Source organism: Streptomyces sp. NBC_00016, assembly GCF_045040885.1.
Classification (GTDB): Bacteria; Actinomycetota; Actinomycetes; order Streptomycetales; family Streptomycetaceae; genus Streptomyces; species Streptomyces coriariae.
Genome location: NZ_CP108304.1, coordinates 111,698 through 130,324, shown reverse-complemented (window position 1 = coordinate 130,324; position 18,627 = coordinate 111,698). Strand labels below are relative to the sequence as shown.

At 71.3% G+C, this 18,627-nt stretch carries 17 protein-coding genes, 1 pseudogene and 1 riboswitch; of the genes and pseudogenes, 13 read left to right on the top strand and 5 right to left on the bottom strand.

Annotation, left to right across the window (positions count from 1 at the left end):
• Positions 1 to 115 precede the first annotated feature (115 nt).
• From OG933_RS00630 to OG933_RS00620, 3 genes and pseudogenes are all read right to left on the bottom strand, one after another.
• The gene (locus OG933_RS00630; protein WP_054238908.1) at positions 116 to 337 is read right to left on the bottom strand and encodes a hypothetical protein; all 222 of its coding nucleotides are present in this window, start codon (positions 335 to 337) and stop codon (positions 116 to 118) included.
• A gap of 515 nt (positions 338 to 852) precedes the next feature.
• The gene (locus tag OG933_RS00625) at positions 853 to 1,338 is read right to left on the bottom strand and encodes a hypothetical protein (RefSeq protein ID WP_405624784.1); all 486 of its coding nucleotides are present in this window, start codon (positions 1,336 to 1,338) and stop codon (positions 853 to 855) included.
• Positions 1,339 to 1,543: 205 nt separating this feature from the next.
• Positions 1,544 to 1,717: pseudogene (locus tag OG933_RS00620) on the bottom strand (dTDP-4-dehydrorhamnose reductase); the annotation flags it as partial.
• A 19-nt stretch (positions 1,718 to 1,736) separates the two neighbouring features.
• On the opposite strand from OG933_RS00620, the gene OG933_RS00615 reads away from it, so the two are divergent.
• The gene (locus OG933_RS00615) at positions 1,737 to 2,360 is read left to right on the top strand and encodes a hypothetical protein (RefSeq protein WP_405624783.1); all 624 of its coding nucleotides are present in this window, start codon (positions 1,737 to 1,739) and stop codon (positions 2,358 to 2,360) included.
• Positions 2,361 to 2,373: 13 nt separating this feature from the next.
• Positions 2,374 to 4,029 carry a WD40 repeat domain-containing protein gene (locus tag OG933_RS00610; RefSeq protein ID WP_405624782.1) on the top strand — a complete coding sequence of 552 codons (1,656 nt, stop codon included), beginning with the start codon at positions 2,374 to 2,376 and terminating at the stop codon, positions 4,027 to 4,029.
• Positions 4,030 to 4,272: 243 nt separating this feature from the next.
• On the opposite strand, the gene OG933_RS00605 is transcribed toward OG933_RS00610, so the two are convergent.
• On the bottom strand, positions 4,273 to 4,980 hold the full coding sequence (locus OG933_RS00605; protein ID WP_405624781.1) for an SDR family oxidoreductase: 708 nt from the start codon (positions 4,978 to 4,980) through the stop codon (positions 4,273 to 4,275).
• A 219-nt stretch (positions 4,981 to 5,199) separates the two neighbouring features.
• Here OG933_RS00605 and OG933_RS00600 point away from each other — a divergent pair, with 219 nt between their 5' ends.
• Entirely contained in the window at positions 5,200 to 5,889 is a 690-nt protein-coding gene (locus tag OG933_RS00600; protein ID WP_405624780.1) for a GAF and ANTAR domain-containing protein, read from the top strand.
• Positions 5,890 to 6,049: 160 nt separating this feature from the next.
• Here OG933_RS00600 and OG933_RS00595 read toward each other — a convergent pair whose 3' ends face one another.
• Positions 6,050 to 7,111 (bottom strand): FUSC family protein, encoded by a 1,062-nt coding sequence (locus OG933_RS00595; protein ID WP_405624779.1) that lies wholly within the window; start codon positions 7,109 to 7,111, stop codon positions 6,050 to 6,052.
• Between the two features lie 245 nt (positions 7,112 to 7,356).
• Here OG933_RS00595 and OG933_RS00590 point away from each other — a divergent pair, with 245 nt between their 5' ends.
• The 10 genes from OG933_RS00590 to OG933_RS00545 all read left to right on the top strand — a co-directional run bounded on the left by OG933_RS00590 (position 7,357) and on the right by OG933_RS00545 (position 18,262).
• On the top strand, positions 7,357 to 8,649 hold the full coding sequence (locus OG933_RS00590; protein ID WP_405624778.1) for a hypothetical protein: 1,293 nt from the start codon (positions 7,357 to 7,359) through the stop codon (positions 8,647 to 8,649).
• Positions 8,650 to 8,946: 297 nt separating this feature from the next.
• Positions 8,947 to 9,315: a PPOX class F420-dependent oxidoreductase gene (locus OG933_RS00585; protein WP_405624776.1), complete on the top strand. Its 369-nt coding sequence runs from the start codon at positions 8,947 to 8,949 to the stop codon at positions 9,313 to 9,315.
• A gap of 51 nt (positions 9,316 to 9,366) precedes the next feature.
• On the top strand, positions 9,367 to 9,867 hold the full coding sequence (locus OG933_RS00580) for a GNAT family N-acetyltransferase (RefSeq protein WP_405624775.1): 501 nt from the start codon (positions 9,367 to 9,369) through the stop codon (positions 9,865 to 9,867).
• A 454-nt stretch (positions 9,868 to 10,321) separates the two neighbouring features.
• A riboswitch (ZMP/ZTP riboswitch) is annotated at positions 10,322 to 10,407 on the top strand.
• A gap of 22 nt (positions 10,408 to 10,429) precedes the next feature.
• On the top strand, positions 10,430 to 11,296 hold the full coding sequence (locus OG933_RS00575) for a bifunctional 5,10-methylenetetrahydrofolate dehydrogenase/5,10-methenyltetrahydrofolate cyclohydrolase (RefSeq protein ID WP_405624773.1): 867 nt from the start codon (positions 10,430 to 10,432) through the stop codon (positions 11,294 to 11,296).
• A 581-nt stretch (positions 11,297 to 11,877) separates the two neighbouring features.
• Positions 11,878 to 13,104 (top strand): MFS transporter, encoded by a 1,227-nt coding sequence (locus OG933_RS00570; protein ID WP_362535189.1) that lies wholly within the window; start codon positions 11,878 to 11,880, stop codon positions 13,102 to 13,104.
• A 299-nt stretch (positions 13,105 to 13,403) separates the two neighbouring features.
• Complete coding sequence (locus OG933_RS00565) at positions 13,404 to 13,958, top strand: hypothetical protein (RefSeq protein WP_362535192.1); 555 nt, start codon at positions 13,404 to 13,406, stop codon at positions 13,956 to 13,958.
• A 65-nt stretch (positions 13,959 to 14,023) separates the two neighbouring features.
• Entirely contained in the window at positions 14,024 to 14,530 is a 507-nt protein-coding gene (locus OG933_RS00560; protein WP_405624772.1) for a hypothetical protein, read from the top strand.
• Between the two features lie 311 nt (positions 14,531 to 14,841).
• The gene (locus OG933_RS00555) at positions 14,842 to 15,330 is read left to right on the top strand and encodes an Asp23/Gls24 family envelope stress response protein (protein WP_362535197.1); all 489 of its coding nucleotides are present in this window, start codon (positions 14,842 to 14,844) and stop codon (positions 15,328 to 15,330) included.
• 87 nt (positions 15,331 to 15,417) lie between these two features.
• A complete protein-coding gene (locus tag OG933_RS00550) occupies positions 15,418 to 15,573 on the top strand; it encodes a DUF6131 family protein (protein ID WP_362276647.1) in 156 nt (51 codons plus the stop codon).
• Positions 15,574 to 15,988: 415 nt separating this feature from the next.
• A complete protein-coding gene (locus tag OG933_RS00545) occupies positions 15,989 to 18,262 on the top strand; it encodes a catalase (protein ID WP_362533426.1) in 2,274 nt (757 codons plus the stop codon).
• Positions 18,263 to 18,627: the final 365 nt, after the last annotated feature.

The following is an 18,627-nucleotide window of genomic DNA, read 5'->3' as shown; positions in this document are numbered from 1 at the left end:
GGAGGCCCGAGGGGCTGGGTGTTCGGTCCGGCCGGAGGGAGTGGCTGAGGGAACGTGGCTGGCACAGCGGCTCGGGACCGGGGGAGGCCGTCTGCGGCCTCCCCTGTCCGCGGGGTCAGCTGCCGTGCTTGACGTAGGTGATGGCGGTCAGGCCGACGGTGAACACGCCGAGGAAGACGCTCGCGCTGGTGGTGAGGACCGTGCTCACACCGGCTCCCTGCGCGACGGTGATGACCGCTGCGCTCAGGGCGACGACGGTCGACAGCAGAAGAACGGACACGACTTCCAGGGCACGGTGGTTGCAGGCCTGCTGCTGGAGCGGAGTGGTCGCCGCCATGAAGAACCTCCCAGTTGTGGATCAACCCTTACCGGATCCGGACACACGTCACCTGAGTGACCGGTGTCGGACCACGGCTACGGAAGGCAGCTAGACGCGCAGACGCGTCGTGCTGCTCCACCGTTGGGAGATCTGCTGCAACTGGTCCTCCGTGAAGGGAAGTTGGTTGCGGCAGAATAGCCGAGACGGCGGTAGCCCCGCAACGGGCCGCACAGTCGGTTCAGTTGCCCAGGTCTGTCGGCGAGCCGGCCCGGGTCGGCGCAAGGAATCGAACACTGCGGTCTTTCGGCCGATCCGGCGGGGGACGTGGGGGCGTCGCGTGTCCTGAGGACGCCTGCCCTGCGCAGCTGAGGCGTCACCGGCAGGCCGACGGGCCGGGGCGTTGTGGGGTGGTGACCAGGCCGGGGCGGCCGGGGCGGCGCCGGGTGTTCGAACGGTGCGGGCGGTCGGGGAACTGCACGCCGCGCGGGAGAACTGGCTGTGAGTGAGTTTCGTCCGTGGCAGGTCCGCCGCCGCTAGTGCACGCCGCCGAGTATCGCCTTGCCTTCGGCTGCCGCCTTGGCGAAGAACGGGACGAGGTCGTCGAAGTCCCGCTCCTCGGCCTCGGCGTTCCAGTGGGCGGCTGAGGCCCGGTGCGTCCAGTGCTCGCCGGCCAGCCCCGCCGCGACCTGCCCGACCTCGTGCGGGGTCAGGAAGTGCGCGGGACCGTAGCCGAAGTCGGACCCCTCGATGGCGGAGCAGTTCTCGCCCGTGGCCCGCGCCAGCCAGGGGTACGCCGTCTGCCACTTCGGGGTGCCCTTCTCGGCTTCGGACCGGCCTTCGGCCATGTCCGACAGCAGGCGGTAGTCGTAGTGGAAGGAGTCCGCGGTCGGGTCCACGCCGGAAACGAGGGGCTCCGGGACGTCGTCCTCGAAGAACAGGGCGCCGACCGACTCCGGACGCTCCTGGAGGGCGGCCAGCAGCGCGGGGTCGATTTTTACGAGGGCGAGCCACATGGACATGCGGGGACATCCTTTCCAGGCCCCTCGGTGGGGCGCGGCAGGGTGAGGTGGTCAGCACTGTAACGAGGGGTGCCGACAGTGGTGCGGCGGGACCAGGGTGGGGCCGGGCCGGCCGTCTGGGTCATGCCGGCGTCGGGCCCCGGCGCCCCGGCAGCCCGTGCGACCTCGCGCGGCAGCCGGCCGTCGCGGCCGCAGCGCGGGAACCTCAGTCAAGGAACTCGCGCGCGCCGCGCAGCCTGGTACGCAGCCGCTCCTGCGTCGCGCCGCTGTCGAGCCGTACGTCGAGGGCCCCGGGCAGACCGGACGCGGCCCGTCGTCCGGCGGGCAGCCGCTCGCCGTCGAGGCCGTCGCGCCGGGCGATCAGCACACCGAGATCGTGGCTTCCCTGATGATTGCTTGTGTTCAAGCGTCAGGGGAGGCGGCTGGTGGGCACGTGGCATGTGGTGTGGGTCCCGGATTCGGGACGGTGGAGAGCGCTGCCAGCTGACGGCGTCCTGGGGGTACAGGACCTGCCGGAGGCAGTGGCACGGATCGGGCTGCGGCCAGGCGATCCGGTGTTCATCAGGCCCGATGGGATGGTCGACGCGGACCTGATGCACTACGTCCGCTCGAGGGAATTCAGCACGCTCGAACGGGAGTCGAAGCGCAACTACGCGACGGATACGCGGTTGCTGCTCGAGTTCTTGTCCTCGCGTGGGGTTCCGTGGCGAAGGGCCACCGAACGGGATCTTCGTGACTATCGGCACTGGCGATGTGTGGCGCCGGAGAACCCGGAGCGGATCAGCGGGGCGAAGTGGGACCGGGAGGAGGCGGCCTTCACGAAGCTGTTCCGGTGGGGGCAGGTGCGTCCGATGCCGGTGGATGTGTCGCGGCGAGGGGACCGGGCTGCGGACTCGGTCAGCTCGCGGGTGTCGTGGCTGACGCCGCGGACCTGGGGTCTGTGGTCGGACGTCGGCTTGCGCGGTCTCACCCCCGCGGGGTTGCCGGCAGAGGCTCTGATTGACTGTCCGTCAGTCGGGTAGGGAGGGGCGGCACATGGACTGGTTGCGGCGCGGGAAACGGTACGAACGGGCCCAAGCTGCCGCAGCGGCCGCCCGGGCGGCGGAGTGGGGTGGCGGCCCGGAGGGGGAGGCGCTGGCCGACCTCCACATCTTCCGGGACGAGGTCCTGGCGCTCACCGCCCTCCCCCCGGACGTCGAAATCCTGCTGTCGGACCTGGCCGTCGGCTGGGAGGACGTCACGCCGGAGCGCCCCGCCCTGACCGTCCTGCCGATGATGGAACGCCGGGGACTCGTCGCCCTGCCCCGGGGCGGCGACGGACTGCGGCGGATCACGTTCCCCGGACGGCTGCACGCCCTCATCTCCTCCCACCGCACCCCGGAGGAGATCCGCGCCGGGCACCGCCGCGTCCTTGCCCGGGCCGTCACCCTGCCGCCGGAGGGCGGCCACTGGTGGCAGCTGCCGGTCGCCGAGACCTACCTCTGGCACCACCTGCCCTGGCACATCGCCGCCCACGACCGCGCCGCCGCCGTACGACTGGTGCAAAACCCCCGCTGGCAGGCCGCGAAGGTCAGGGTCTGCGGCGTGGCCGCACTCCGCGCGGACCTGGAGATGTTCGACACTCCCGAGATCGACGCGGCCCGCCGGGCCGTGGACCGCGTCGCCCACCGCCTGGAGCACCGCGCCTGCCCGGACCCGGTTCTCCGGGCAGGGCTGCTGCTAGACGCCCTGGCCGGCGAGGCCGTCCTGCGGGCGGAGGCCGACCTCCTCCGGCAGGAGCTGCGGGAGGAGGCCCCGGGTCGCGTCGCCACCGACCTGACGTCAGCCCTGGTGGGCGTGCTGCCGTCCCCGTCGTATGTCAAGGACGTCGCCCTGGCGGCGGACGGCAGCTGGCTGGTGACGGCCTCGGGCCACAAGGCCAGCCGGATCCACGACGTCGCCGACCGGAGCGTGCGGCACGTCCTGGGCCCGACCGAGGGGATCCACGAGGTGTGCGCGATCACGCCGGACGGCAGCCGGGTCATCACCGGGGACTACGACGCCGCCCGCTGGTGGGACGCCGCCACCGGCCGGCGCCTGCGGTCGGTCGACGGCTGGACCACCCAACTCGCCCTCGACCCAGGCGGTGCCTGGGTCGCCACCGACACCCGGCCCCGCCCCGCGGTCATCGACAGCACGACCTACGCGATCAGACGGCTCGGGAAGGAGTCGGACGACCGCACCCTCGTCACCGCCATGGCCTGCTCCCCGGACGGCCGGACCGTCGCCGTCGGCGAACAGAGCGGGCGGATCCAGCTGTGGGACCCCGTCTCCGGCAAACTGCGGGCCGAACTCCCCACGTCACCGGGGTCCGTCTACCGCCTGGCCTTCGCCCCCGACGGCAGCTGGCTGGCCACCGTCACCCTGGACGGGGTCCGGATCCTGGGTCTGCCCGGCGGCCGGGAGCGCCTGCACATCCCGGGCTCGCACCGGTTCGCCCTCGGCGACGGCGGCCGCTGGCTCGCCGTCCCGGGGGACACCGTCCGCATCCACCGGACCGACACCGGCGAACTGCTCGGCGAGTTCACCCCGGACCGCCGCGGCAAGGACGACCACCACGTGCGGACCTCGCCCGACGGCCGGTACCTGGCCACCTGGCACCTGGGCAGCGCCTCCATCCTCGTCTGGGACGCCCGACGGCTCGTCCGCTGACACACAGGGACAGCGCAGGAGAGCCGCCCGGTGCCGGCCCTTCACGCCCGCCATCGAGACCCTCCGCAGCCCGATCCCCGCTCCCCGGCACCCGCAGCCGCCCCAACGGCCCGATCCACATCGCCGTCCAAGTACACCGCGGCGACGAGTGGGACATCCTCACCGGCAGCCCCGTCCCGGACGGCCAACTCGAGGACTACTCAGGTTGAACTCGTAGTGACGGGTGGGGCTGACCTGGGTCTATCAAAAGCACGCACTCAGGAGCTCCAGGAGACTGAACAGAAGAACTTGACAGGGAACGTGGCGGCTCAGGGCGTCCGGCCCGGCGAGGTGGAACATCCCGGCCGTGTCGGACAGCGCGATCTCCCACAGGGCGGCGGCCAGGTCGTCGACATGCACCGGGCAGCGGATGTCGTCGGTGAACAAGGCCCCGACACGGGTGCCGCCGGCCAGGGCGTGCACCAAGCGCTCGTGCACGGACCGGCCGTGTCCGACGATCAGCGAGGTCCGGGCGACGGCGGCGGCCGGCACCAGCAGCCGCACCGCCGTCTCGGCAGCGGCCTTCGCGGCACCGTACGGAGTGACGGGATCGGGCGGGCAGCTCTCGTCGTACCGGACGCGCGCACCGGAGAACACCGCGTCGCTGGAGACATGGACCAGGCGGCAGCCCTGCCCGGCGGCGGCCAGCGCCACGCGGACGGCGCCGTCGGCGGTGACCGACCAGTCGGCGCCGCCGCTCGACGCGTTGACCACGACCGACGGGGCCACATCCGCGATCACCGCGGCGACCCGCGCGGGATCGCGGACGTCGAGCGGATGCCAGGCCACACCGTACGAGGCACTGCCGGGCCGGGACGCGAACGTCGCGGACGTCTGCCGCCCCGCGGCGGCGGCCTGCCGGATCAGCGCGGCGCCCAGGAAACCGCTGCCCCCGATGATCAGGACCGTCATGGACCGACACGGTAGCGAACCACCGTCACCGGCGCGCCCCCGCCGCTGCGACGCCTGCCGCGCCAGAGGCTGCACGGACCTGCGTTCCGTGTGACCTTCCGGCACCGTGGACAGGTCACCTTCCGGTCAGAAGGAGCGTCACTCACAGCCACCGCTGTGCAGGTTGCGTGAAAGGCTGGGTAGGAGGCTTCTCCAGACAGGCGATGAACAGGAGTCGGAGTGGACTGGGGTCGGTTCGCACAGCAGATGGCCTCGATGGCACGTGACCTGCTGGCACAGGATTCGGTCGACGACACGCTGGAGCGGATCACCGCCTCGGCCACCGAACTGGTCGACGGCTGCGACGCCGCCGGCATTCTCGTACGGCACGCCACGAAGGTGCAGACCCTCGCCCCCACCGACCAACTCGTCGTCGACAGCGACCGCCTCCAGGAACAGCTCGGCGAAGGACCCTGCTTCGACGCCGCCCGCAGCACGCGCGGAGAACGGCTCTTCCGCATCCCCGACCTCACCGGCGAGCACCAGCGCTGGCCCGCCTACGCCCCCAGGGCCCACTCGCTCGGCGTGGGCAGCATGATGGGCTTCCTGCTGTTCACCGAGGACGAGAACCTCGGCGCGCTGAACCTCTACTCCCGCAAACCCGGCGCGTTCACCGAGGCCAGTGAGACGGCCGGCTGGCTGCTCGCCTCCCACGCCGCGGTCGCTCTCTCCAGCGCCCGCACCCACGCCCAGATGGAACAGGCCATCGCCACCCGGCACGCCATCGGCGAGGCCATGGGCATCCTCATGGGCCGCCACCACATCACCGAGGAACAGGCCTTCGACGTGCTGCGCCGCTACTCGCAGGAGAACAACGTCAAACTCCGCGAAGTCGCCCGCCTGGTCTGCGCAGGCCGCGGCCTCGCCTGACGTGCGAGCCGGCCTGCCGTCACGGTGGGAGGCCAACTGCCGTAAGAGTGGGACGGCGACCTGCCGTGTCCGTGGGAGGGCGACCTGCCGTGTCGGTGGGAGGGCGGCCTGCCCACCGGCCGGCACCCGGCCCTGGTGATGCCGCCGGTCCACCGGCAGGTCACCGTCCGGTGAAATGCGCTTCGCGGTAGTCGTCGAGCCGGTCGAGGACCAGCAGCAGGATGCCGCGAAGCAGGCTGTCGTGCCGGCCGCTCCCGGCAGGCCCGCCCCGTTCGCCGATCACCCGGGCCCGGGCGATCGGTTCCGTGGGATCGGCGCCGGCCAGCGCGCGGATCAGCGCGTGCCGCACCGCGTCCAGCAACGGGCCGGGGCCCTCCCCGGCGTGAGCGTCACCGGGGCCGGCCGCCGCCTGCCCGCCCGCGGCCCGCAGCTGCGCGGTGAGGCAGTGCAAGGGAGCCGCGGTGCGTTCGGCCAGCTGGATGCGGTATCCGACCTCGTCGAGCGCGGCGGCCGAACGACGGTGCGTCACACTCCAGCGCAGCGCCCGCCGGGCCCGGTCCAGATCCCGCGCGAGGTCATGGGGCTGCTGCCACAGGCCCCCCGCCTGCCCCGCCTTCTGCCCCGCCCCCTGCCCCAGCGGGGCCCGGCCGGGGTGGCGGCCCAGCTCCGCCAGCAGACGGTCGAGCCGGTCGCGGTAGGCGTCGAGCCGGCCGGACAGCAGACGGCTGGGGTCGGGAGGCCACAGCAGGGGACCCAGGAGGATGACCACCGCGATCCCCACCAGGTTCTCCAGAACGCGCTGCTCCGGATAGCCGGAGACGGGCACACCGAAGACGAGCACGGCGCTGACGAGCACCTGCTGGCTGGGAGCACCGTCGATACGCACCAGGAGACTGGCGAGGTATCCGGCGCTCACCACGACGGCGAGGGAGAGCGTGGACACGGGAAGCCAGCGCAGGGCGAGCGCCGCGATGCCCACCCCCAGCAGGACACTGCCCAGACGGTAGAGCCCCAGCCGGGGGGCCCACAGCGGGATCCCGGACAAGGTGAACACCGCAGGCAGCACAGCGGCGATGGGGGCACTGTTGATGCCCAGCTCGACCGCCAGGTACCACGACAGCGTGGCGCACAGCACCATCCGGGCCCCGCCCCGCACCTCCTGCACGCTCAGCGGGCGCAGCCCGCCGGGCACCGGACGGCCGAGGCGGCCCAGGACGCTCACCGCCGACGGCAACGCACAGCCCCGCCCGCAGTCCCGCCCGCAGCCCCTTCCCCGTACGGCGGCACGAGCACACTTCCCTCCCACAGGCGATGAGACCCGACCAGATTACGAGCCGCCCGCACGCCCGCGGGTCTACGCGGAACGTGTCTGCCGCCCTCCCTCAACGTGCCGGACGGCGGCCGTCTACGCTCGGCGACCGGCGCGGCACGGATCGCGCCGGACGGGTTCACAACGGGGGAGTTGCGGTGCGCGCGGGACTGATCGGGCTGTGGCGGTGGACGGCGTGGGGCGGGATCGGGCTGAGCCTGTACGCGGGCTGGCTGACGGCCGACGACCTCCGCGACCGCGCGTCCAGCGAGCGCGACATCAGCGCGGCGTGCGGCGGGCTCGTGTCGGGGGCCGCGGTGATGGACCTGCAGGGCGGGATGGTCCGGGCGAAGGCCAGCGACTACGACGAGTACCGGATCGACAGCCGCGAACTGCACAGTTCCTGCACCGTCTACAAGGTGCCCGGCCCCGGAAAGACCACGAGTCTGTTCACGCTGGTGGTGCGGCGCAGCGACGCCTCCGAGCCGATGAACTGGATCGGTGACGACAGCGGACTCGAGCCGTTCTACGACACCGACGACACCGACGACACCGACGACACCGACGACACCGACGACACCGACGACACCGACGACACCGAGAACGGCGAGAAGGACGATGTCACGGCGGTCGCCGACCGGCGCCCCGAAGCGTGGCCCGTGGGCGACGGCACCCTGGGCCGGTACGGGGACTGGTACACGACCGTGCGCGCCGCGTGCGGACCGGGCAGCCGCACGACGGCCCCCGAACTGCTGAACGTCACCGCCCGCGCCGACTACGACGACGTCTCCGCGGCCGACCGTGAACGCCTCGCCCGCATCGCCCGCACCGCCGCCGAGGCAGCAGCCGACCGGATCGGCTGCAAGACCAGCCTGGCCGCCCTGCCCGGCCGCCGGCTCGCCTCCGTGCCGATCACTCTTCGCCCCGCGAAGACGGCCGGCGGCTCCTGCAGCTGGTTCGCCGCACACCTCACACAACAGGGACAGGACCGGCTGCCCGACCGCGCCCTCGCGATACCCCTGCGCAACGCCAACCCCCTCGAAGGCTGCCTTCTGGCGGTCGGCCCCGACCAGGTGGGCCGGATCGCCGACGAACTGAACGACGACCAGCGCGACTACGCCCGCAGCGCGCTCACCCACTCGCCCTGGTGGCTGCGCACCGCCTCCTACTTCGGCCCGGAGGCGCACACCGTGGGATATGAGGCCCTCGGCGCCCAGGACGCGATCATCAAGGCGGGAACGGCCGGACACGCCGACGGAGCGTGGTGGGCCTCCTCCGTCTGCGACGGCAAACCCGCCCTGCACACCCTCAGCTCCAGCTACACCTACGACGACATCCTCGGCTCCCGGCGACTGAACACCCTGTTCCGCGCCTACGTCGACGACATCACCAAGCGGCGCGGCTGCACCGACGTGACCTACCCCGACGCGAAGGACTTCCGCAGCCTCTGAAGCCCCTGAAGCCTTTGAGTACGGCACCGCCGGCCTCGTCGAGGGTGGTGGCCGGGCGGCCGATGACGTGCCGCAGATCGCCGGTCTGCCGCTCCAGGGCGCTGGCACGGACCTGCTCCTCCAGCCAGCCCTGGGCCGTCGCGCAGGCCCGGGTTGAGGAACGCCTCACTGTAGAAGGGGTGGCGCAGCAGCGTGTGGGGCGCCGTTGACGTTGCAGGGTCGGGACTCGGTCTCAGCCCCCGGACCTAGGTCGGTGACCCGATGTGCGCGCGGCCGGGAACATGTTTGGCTGCTGCCATGACCGAATTCAGCACGGCCGAACGCGCGTACCTGATGTCGCAGCGGTTGGGGCGCCTCGCGACGGTCGACCCGTCGGGGCAGCCGCAGGCCAATCCCGTGGGGTTCTTCCTGCAGGAAGACGGCACGATCCTGATCGGCGGATTCGCCATGGGACAGACGAAGAAGTGGCGCAATCTCCGCAAGAACCCGAAGGCCGCGCTCGTCGTGGACGACGTCGTGAGCCTGCGGCCCTGGACCGTGCGCGGCGTGGACATCCGAGGAGAGGCCGAACTCCTCGTCGGCCCGCACGAGTTGGGCCCGCACTTCAGCGAGGAGGTGATCCGCGTCCACCCCAGGCGGATCCACAGCTGGGGCCTCGAGAACTAGCCGTACCCACCCCTCCTGAGGCGCGGGTACGGCTCGTGTGATGCTGGCGCAATGACCGATCGACACGGGGTTGTCATCGTCCGCTGGCCAGGTCAGGGCCCTGCGGCGGCCCGGCCGGCCGAGCTGCTGGCGGCCTACCACCTGCGGACGCAGGCCGAGAAGGGCGACCCGGTCGCCGATGTGGACGCGCTGCCGGACCGCTACCGGACGGAAATCCTCGACCCGCGGGCCGCGTTCGCCGACGACACCGTGCTGATCGCTCTGAGCGGCGGCGACACAGCCGTGGGCTGCGTCGTGCTGACCGCCCCCGCCGGCGGACGCTCGGAGATCAAAAGACTCTGGACCGACCCGGCATCGCGGAGCCGGGGTATCGCGTCCGGCCTGATCGCCGCCGCGCTTGCGCACGCCGCGGACAACGGCGTCGGCACGGTACGCCTGTCGGTGTGGAAATGGCGCACGAGCGCCATCGCCCTGTACGAGCGGCTCGGCTTCACCGTCGTCCCCTCATGGGAAACGCGCGACCAACTGCTCTGCATGGAGCGCACCGTGTAAACAGCCGCCTCAGCCACACGCGGCCGCGGCCCGCACATGCCCCAAGCACGCAGCCGCAGCCGCACGGGCGCCTGACGCATCCGTATGCCCACGCTGCCGGGAAGGCGACGGCAGGGCCCCGGTCCCGTGATTCCCCCGAGCCGGGACGGGAGCCCGCCGGGCCGGTCGACGGTGCGGGAATGCCGCCACGGTGACGGCACGGGAATGCCGCCAGGGCAGGCCGTGTTGTGCAGGACGTGGTCGTGAAGGGGACAGTGTCCCCGGGCCTCACCTATTGCCTGCGGGGACGATCGTCCGGCTGAAGCCCCGCAGAGCCTTTCGCCGCGCAGGCGACCGCCCCTTCACGACCCCACCCTTCGCCCCCGCCCCCGGCCCGAGCCGGCGGGCCCCGGCAAGTCGCCTCCTGGCACCGGACATTGACCGGTGTGAGCAGGCTGCGCGTCTACTACAGTGCGCTGTGGGCCGTGACTGGCGCTGAGGTGGAGCACCACCGGGGAGCGGTCTGACGAGACGTCGTTGCCGTGCGCCTGGGCGAGTGGTCGGCCACACCCCGGAGGCAACGATGTCCGCGACTCGGACGGCCCAGCTCATGGACGGCACCGGTCTTGCCGGACGCATCGTCGAAGAGGCTGCTGCCAAGGCGGCACAGATCTCACAACACACCGGGACCAGCCCCTGCCTGGCGACGGTGCTGGTGGGGGAGGACCCCGCGTCGGTCACCTACGTCCGTATGAAACGGGCGCGGTGCGCGAAGGCGGGTATCCGGTCCCGGCACATCGCTCTGCCCGCCACCACCACGACCGCCGAGCTGATCGACACGCTCGCCGGCCTGTCCGACGATCCGGACGTGCACGGCATCCTGCTCCAGCATCCCTGCGGCCCGCACATCGACGAGCGGGCGGCGTTCGAGGCCATCGCCCCGCACAAGGACGTCGACGGGGTCACGGCACATTCCTTCGCCGCCATGAGCTTCGGGCTGCCGGGCTTCGTGTCCTGCACCCCGGGCGGCATCATGCGGCTGCTGGAGGCCTACGACGTCGATCTCACCGGCCGGCGCGCCGCCGTGGTGGGCCGCAGCGCGATCCTCGGCAAACCGGTGGGAATGCTCCTGCTCGCCCGGAACGCGACGGTGACCTACTGCCACTCCCGCACGGCGGACCTGCCGGACATCATCCGGGAAGCGGACGTCGTGGTGGCGGCCGTGGGACGGCCCCGGCTGATCCGGGGGGAGGACATCAAGCCCGGCGCGGTGGTGATCGACGCCGGCTACAACCCGGGCAACGTGGGCGACGTGGACTTCGACACCGCCCTCACCCGAGCCCGTCTGATCACCCCGGTGCCCGGCGGCGTCGGCCCGATGACCATCGCCGTCCTGCTCGCGCAGACCGTCGACGCCGCCTCGAACCAACTCGGCATCACGCACCACTGACCCTTCCGTCGCAACGGCGACCGCAGCAGCCACGAACAGCCCCCGCGCGATACCGGCACCGACATCGCGCGGGGGCTGTTCGTGCGTGCCTGCCTGCAGAACGAGACGCCGACGACCGCGAAGCCGGGAGCCGGCCGCCGGCCGCCGACGGGGCACGGGCCGCCCGCCCGTGCCCCGTCCATGACGACCGCGGCCGCCTGACCACTTGCCTGTCTCAAGTGCCTGAGCGCTCAGCACCGACGACGACCGGCCGAGGACCGACCCTCCGCCACCGGCCGGGGACCGACCCTCCGCCGCCCGCAGACCGTCCCTGCGCGCGCCCGGGGCATGGCCGGCACCCGCATGACCGGCACCGCATGACCGACCCCCGGAGCCGGTGTGATGCAGGCCATAATTCCTGTCGGCCGATCTTGGAATGCGTGGGCATGTGCCACCGCTGCACTGCTTGTGGGCCTTCCCTGCCCTGGGGGGCGCACCGGGCAACGGTGGCCGGCGCGAATGGCCACAGGAGCAGGACACCTCGTGGTCCCGCCTGCTCCGCCACGATCCGGACCGCCGCCCGCGAAAGGTACTTCCGCTCCATGCCACTGGCCCTGCTGGCCCTTGCCCTCGTCGCGTTCGGTATCGGTACGACCGAGTTCGCCACGATGGGGCTGCTGCCCCAGATCGCCGACGGGGTCGGCGTGTCCGTGCCGCACGCCGGCAACATCGTCTCCGCCTACGCGCTCGGCGTCGTCGTCGGTGCCCCGCTCCTGACGGGCATCGGCGCGCGCATCGCCCACAAACGACTCCTGCTCCTGCTGTCTGCCCTGTTCGTGATCGGCAACGTCGCGTCCGCCCTCGCACCCGGCTTCGGCCTGCTGTTCGCCGCACGCTTCCTGGCGGGCCTGCCCCACGGAGCACTGTTCGGCGTGGGCGCCGTCGTGGCCTCCCGGCTGGTCGCCCCCGAACGGGCCGGGCGGGCCGTGTCGAGGATGTTCCTCGGACTCACCATCGCCAACATCATCGGCGTCCCGGCCGGCACGGCTCTCGGACAGCAACTGGGCTGGCGCTACGCCTACTGCGCCGTCGCCGTCATCGGCCTCGTCGCGCTGGCCGCGCTGGCCGCCTTCGTCCCCGACCAGCCCCGCAGCAACCAGGCCGGCATCCGGCACGAACTGCGCGCCATGGGCAACCGGCAGGTCGCCCTCGGCCTGGCCACCGCCGTCGTGGGATTCGGCGGCTTCTTCGCCGTCTACAGCTACCTGGTGCCGATCCTGACCCACGTGACGGGTCTCTCCGACTCCTCGACCACCTGGGTCCTCGCGCTCTACGGCGGCGGAATGACGCTGGGCACGCTGATCGCGGGCCCGCTGACCGACCGCGCCCTGCGCCCGACGCTGTACGGAGGGCTCGCCCTGCTGGGCGCGTCGCTCGTGACGTTCTACTTCACGGTCCACAGCACCGTTCCCGCCCTGGTGACACTCGCCTTCATGGGCGCGATGGGCGCCCTGGTCACCACACCCGTGCAGATGCTGCTCATGGCCAAGGCGAGGAACGCCCCGACGATGGCGGCGGCCTCCAACCACTCCGCCTTCAACCTGGCCAACGCCGGCGGCGCCTGGCTCGGCGGCCTGGCCATCTCGGCCGGCTGGGGCTGGGCCTCGCCCGCCCTGGTCGGCGCGGCCCTCGCCGCCGCCGGCCTCGCCCTCGCCCTCCTCGCTGGCCTCACCGACCGCGGGACCGGACCCTCCGCACTGATCACGTCATCGGCAGCCGAAACCCCGACGGAATCCCCGGCCGAGGCCCGGCAGATCCCGACGGCCTGACAACGCGTGCACGGTGGGGGCGCTCTCCCGAAGTCATGGCGGACCACAGGATCCGCGCGCACAGGCCCGAGTCCGCCGGCAAGTGCACCCCCGTGCGGTGCTTCCTCGCAGTCAGCAGACAGCAGTCAGCAGTCAGCAGTCAGCGGTCCGCGGTCCGCGGTCCGCAGTCCGGCAGGGCGGGCCGGCCGGGCTGCGGTGCTGCCTTCTGCAGGTACTGATCAGCTGTCTCGTTTCAAAGGCAAAAGGTAGGGAATCGGCAAAATAGGAATATATGGCGCGCCCGTGAGGGGGTCCTGCCCATGTCGACAGGGACACTTCTGGCAATCATCGTTGCCGTCGTGGTGGTGATCGCCCTGGTAGCCGTCGCGGTCTCCCTCAGGCGCCGCCGGAAGCTGCGTGAGCGCTTCGGCCCGGAGTACACGCGCACGGTAGAGGACGCCGACAGCCGCACGGCCGGCGAGCGTGAGCTCCGTGCCCGCGAGAAGCGACATGACACGCTGGACATCAAGCCGCTGGACAGCAGCGTCAGGGATCGGTACACGCGGGACTGGACCAACGTGCAGGACGAATTCGTGGACCGCCCGGAAGACGCCGTGCACGATGCCGACCGCTTGGTGACCTCCCTGATGCACGAGCGCGGCTACCCGACCCACGACTTCGAGCAACAGCTCAAGGACCTCTCGGTCGAGCACGGCCGCACCCTCGAGCACTACCGGGCCGCCCACGATGTCGACGTGCTCAGCACCCGCCACGAGGCGACCACCGAACAGTTGCGGGGTGCCATGGTGCACTACCGCGCCCTGTTCGACGAGCTGCTCGCTGACGGCGGACGACCCCGCCACGCCCGGGCCTGAAGGGCTCAGCGAACAGCCCGCCGCCCGAACCGGGACGCCGCCAGGCGTCCAGGAACGGAGGAGACATGCGACGCGAAGACACACCGGGCACCGCCGCCGCGAGCGGCCTGTCCACCGACGACCTCGCCCGGCCTCGCGACCGGTCCGTACAGGAGGGCGCGGCCGGCCCTCCTGCCGATGTGCCGACCTTCCCCGGTGAGAGCACGGACACGCCGAGCAAGCCCGCTGAAAGGGAGCCGGTGGAGGCCGCGGCAGGCACTCCGGCCCGGACCGCGGGCCAGCCCGTCCAAGGCGAGGACGACGTCCCGCAGCTCCTCACCACAGAGGACGAGGAAGGGTTCCGCACCCGCTGGCAGGAGGTGCAGGACAGGTTTGTGGACGACCCGCGGGACGCCGTGCACACCGCCGACGCCCTCGTCGCCGACGTGATGCAGAGGCTGGCCGCCACCTTCGCCGACCACAAACAGGAACTCGAAGGACAGTGGAACAGGGGCGAACAGGCCGACACCGAAGACCTGCGCCAAGCGCTGCGCCACTACCGTTCCTTCTTCAACCGCCTGCTGGTCACCTGACACGACGCGACGCGACACGACATGACGCGGTGGCACGGCGGCAGAGGCCCGGACAACGCCGGCCTGATCGCCCCACCCGTCCCGCGGACGCGCCTCCGACGGACCGATCAGGGTGGAGCGCCGCGCCCGCATGCCACCACGCCTGCATGCCTACATCCGGGCTTCGCTTCGCGCCATGCACGAAGAGGACCCGGCGTCTGAGCGTCACCGAGCGGAGCCGTTCCTTTTGATCGTGCGATCCGTTCGCGGCTCAGGAGAAGCGGGTACCCGGAGCCCGCACAGCACATCGGACAGGGGCCGAGGCGATCGCCATGACAGACACCACCACCAGCAGCAACCGCGGCTCGACGGGCCGGCCCGATGCGGACGTGAGCACGTTGAAGGGCCGTACCGGGGTCGGGGCTCCGGCGCAGACCCGGGGCAAGACCACTGTCGCGGACGGCGTGGTGGCCAAGATCGTGGGCATGGCCGCCCGTGAGGTGCCGGGAATTTACAACCTCGGCGGCGGCGTGGCCCGCGCCTTCGGTGCCATGCGGGACAGGGTCCCCGGCGGCAGCGGGGGCGTCACGCAAGGGGTGAAGGTCGAAGTCGGTGAGCGCCAGGCCGCCGTCGACCTGGACATCGTCGTCGAGTACGGCGTCGCCATCGTCGACGTGGCCGGCGACGTGCGCTCCAACGTCATCAACGCTGTGGAGCGGATGACGGGTCTGGAGGTCGTCGAGGTGAACATCGCCGTCGGCGACGTCCGCCTCCCCGACGAGGAGGAGGAGTCCGAACCCGACGAGGACCGGGTGAGGTGAGCTCCCACAGCCCCCGCACCCCTTTCTCGCACAGATGAAGATCCGCTGCTCGCGGGGGAGCGGCCACCACTCCCCAAGGGGAACGTCATGATCATCCTGGGCGTCGTTCTGCTCGTCATCGGCCTCGTCACCGGCATAGCCGTCCTATGGACCATCGGGGTCATCCTGGTGGCCGTCGGAGCGGCCCTGTGGATCCTCGGCGCGATGGGACACGCCGTCGCCGGACGACGCCACTACTGGTGAACCGGCCCTGACGGCCGATCGGTCCGCGGACGAACGGCCGCTGCCGCGTCGCCCCGGCCGAGCCGATCGGCGTGCCGTGGCCGACCTCGACCGTGGCCGAGGAAATGGCCTGCCGCACCGCCCTGGGACTGGACGACACCCGCCGGTACGCCGCCCAAGTCGACATCGCCATCCCAGTGCCGGCGGCTCTCCCTGAGACCGCGCGGCCCTTCGTACGCGCTACCGGTGACAGCCCGAGGAGTCGCGCACGACCAGTCAACGGGCGCACCTAGTTGCTGCGTCCGCTGAGGGGTACTTGCGCGGCCGGACACGGCTGCGCGGCGTTGGACGGATGTTCTTCATGCCCTTGTTATGCCGCCGCCCGTGGCGGTCATGGCTCGTGACGAGGTAGGCCGTACCCGAGCATGGAGGAACGATGTCGAAGCCCAACCCGATCAAAGCCGCAGCTGAGAAGCTGACGCAAGCGCTGGGCGACGAGGGTCCCGCCGAAGGCGTGCCTGGTGCACCGTCGCCGGAGCCGGTGCCGGTCGAGGAGCCTGTCGAGCCGCGTGCGCCGCTCCCGCCCAAGGCGGATCAAGGCACCCCCGAAACCGTCAGTCCCACCGGCCAGCCCACCGGCGCGGACCCCACCCGTAAAGCGCAGAGCGGCACCTACCTGACCACCGCCCAGGGCACCCGGCTCTACGACACCGATCACTCACTCAAGGCGGGTGCCCGTGGGCCGGTTCTTCTGCAGGACCACCACCTGCGCGAGAAGATCATGCACTTCGACCACGAGCGCATCCCCGAGCGCGTGGTCCACGCCCGCGGCGCCGGCGCTCACGGCATCTTCCAGGCCTACGGCACCGCCGAGAACGTCACGCGCGCCGCATTCTTGCGCAAAGACACCGAGACACCGGTCTTCGTGCGCTTCTCCACCGTGCTGGGATCCCGCGGATCCGCCGACACGGTCCGTGATACCCGTGGGTTCGCCACCAAGTTCTACACCGAGGAGGGTGTCTTCGACCTCGTCGGCAACAACATCCCGGTCTTCTTCATCCAGGACGCCATCAAGTTCCCCGACGTCATCCACGCCGGCAAGCCGCACCCGGACCGGGAGATCCCGCAGGCCCAGAGCGCCCACGACACCTTCTGGGACTTCGTCTCCTTGCACACCGAGGCCCAGCACCACACCTTGTGGAATATGTCCGACCGGGGGATCCCCCGCTCGTTTCGGACCATGGAGGGCTTCGGTGTCCACACCTTCCGCCTCGTCGACGCGCAGGGTGGCACGACGCTGGTGAAGTTCCACTGGAAGCCCAAGCTGGGAGTGCATTCCCTGGTGTGGGAGGAAGCCCAGATCACCAGCGGCGTCGACCCCGACTTCCATCGCCGCGACCTCGCCGACGCAATCGAAACCGGCGCCTACCCGCAGTGGGAGCTGGGCATCCAGGTGTTCCCGGACATCGCGGAGCAGACCTTCGAAGGCATCGACCTGCTCGACTCGACGAAGATCGTCCCCGAGGAACTGGCCCCGGTCCAGCCGATCGGCCTGCTGACCCTGGACCGCAACCCGAGCAACTTCTTCGCCGAGACGGAGCAGATCGCCTTCCACGTCGGCCACCTCGTGCCCGGCATCGACGTCACCGACGACCCGCTGCTTGCCGGCAGGCTCTTTTCCTACCTGGACACCCAGATCACACGCCTGGCCGGCCCCAACTTCAACCAGATCCCGATCAACAGGCCGCATTCGCCCGTCAACGACATGCTGCGCGACGGCTTTCACCAGCAGGCCGTACACACCGGGGTGGCGCCGTACAAGCCGAACTCGCTGGACGGCGGCTGCCCGTTCTTCGCCGGAGCGGACAGCGGCGCCTTCATCGAGACACCGGTCGAAGTGCCCGCCGGCCGCAAGGTCCGCGACGCCCCGGCCAGCTACGCCGACCACTTCAGTCAGCCCCGGCTGTTCTGGCTGAGCATGTCTGCGGTGGAACGCGAGCACATCATCGCCGCCTACACCTTCGAGCTCGGCAAGTGCTGGAGCAACGCCATCAAGGAAAGGCAGTTGCGCGCGCTGGCCCATATCGACGCCGAGCTGTGTGCCCGGGTTGCCGAAGGTCTCGGACTCCCCGTTCCCGAGGCCACCGAGACCCTTGCCGATGTGCAGCCGAGCCCCGCCCTGTCCCAGGTCGGCCAGGAATGGCCTGCCGACGGCCGGGTCATCGGCATCGTCACCGACGGCTCCACCGACGCCGACGGCGTACGGGCCCTGCGCCAGGCCGTGCAGCACGCGGGCATGGTCCCGCTGGTCATTGCGCCGGCCGGAGGGAAGCTCGGCACAGACGGCGACGCGATCACCGTCCAGCGGACCTTCGCCACCGCCCGCTCGGTCGAGTTCGACGCCGTCGTCATCGCCGGAACACCCGCTCTGGGCGGCGACTCCTACGGCTCCCGGGACGCCAAGGCCGGCGCACCCGGACCAGACCAGGCGACGTTCGATGCCCGCCTGCTGCTCCTGGTTGCCGAGGCATTCCGGCACGCCAAGGTCATCGGCGGCTGGGCCGGCGCGCAAGCCGTCCTTCAGGCGGCCGCAGTACCGTCCGATGCCCCCGGAGTCGTGCTTGCCGACAGCGGCGAGGCGGTCCTGACCGCGATGACTGCGCTGCTGGCCCGCCACCGGGTCTGGGACCGTTTCCCCACCGCTGTCTGACCCCCATCCAGTACGGTTCGGGCCCGCCGTCGCCTGGACGGCAGGCCCGAGTCCTCTGAGACGTGCAGGCTTCAGGCACGTGCTTCGTGCGCGGTCGGGACGCAGGTTGCTCGCCGCAGCCGACGCGCACGACGACGTACCCACGCTGGCGTGAGCCACTGCCTACCGTGGTTCGCCGCCTGAGGCGACCCGATCCCGACGTACTGCGTCCGGTACAGGCCTTCGCGGGCTCTCGGCTGCGCCCGGGGACCACGGGTGCGGTGTTTCGTACTGGCACTGAGGGGCAGACGGGACTTCGTGCTTCGGACTGGAGGCGCACGCCCGGCGGGATCCGGGCTGTCGGCTTCTCCGGTCGCTCTTCCCGC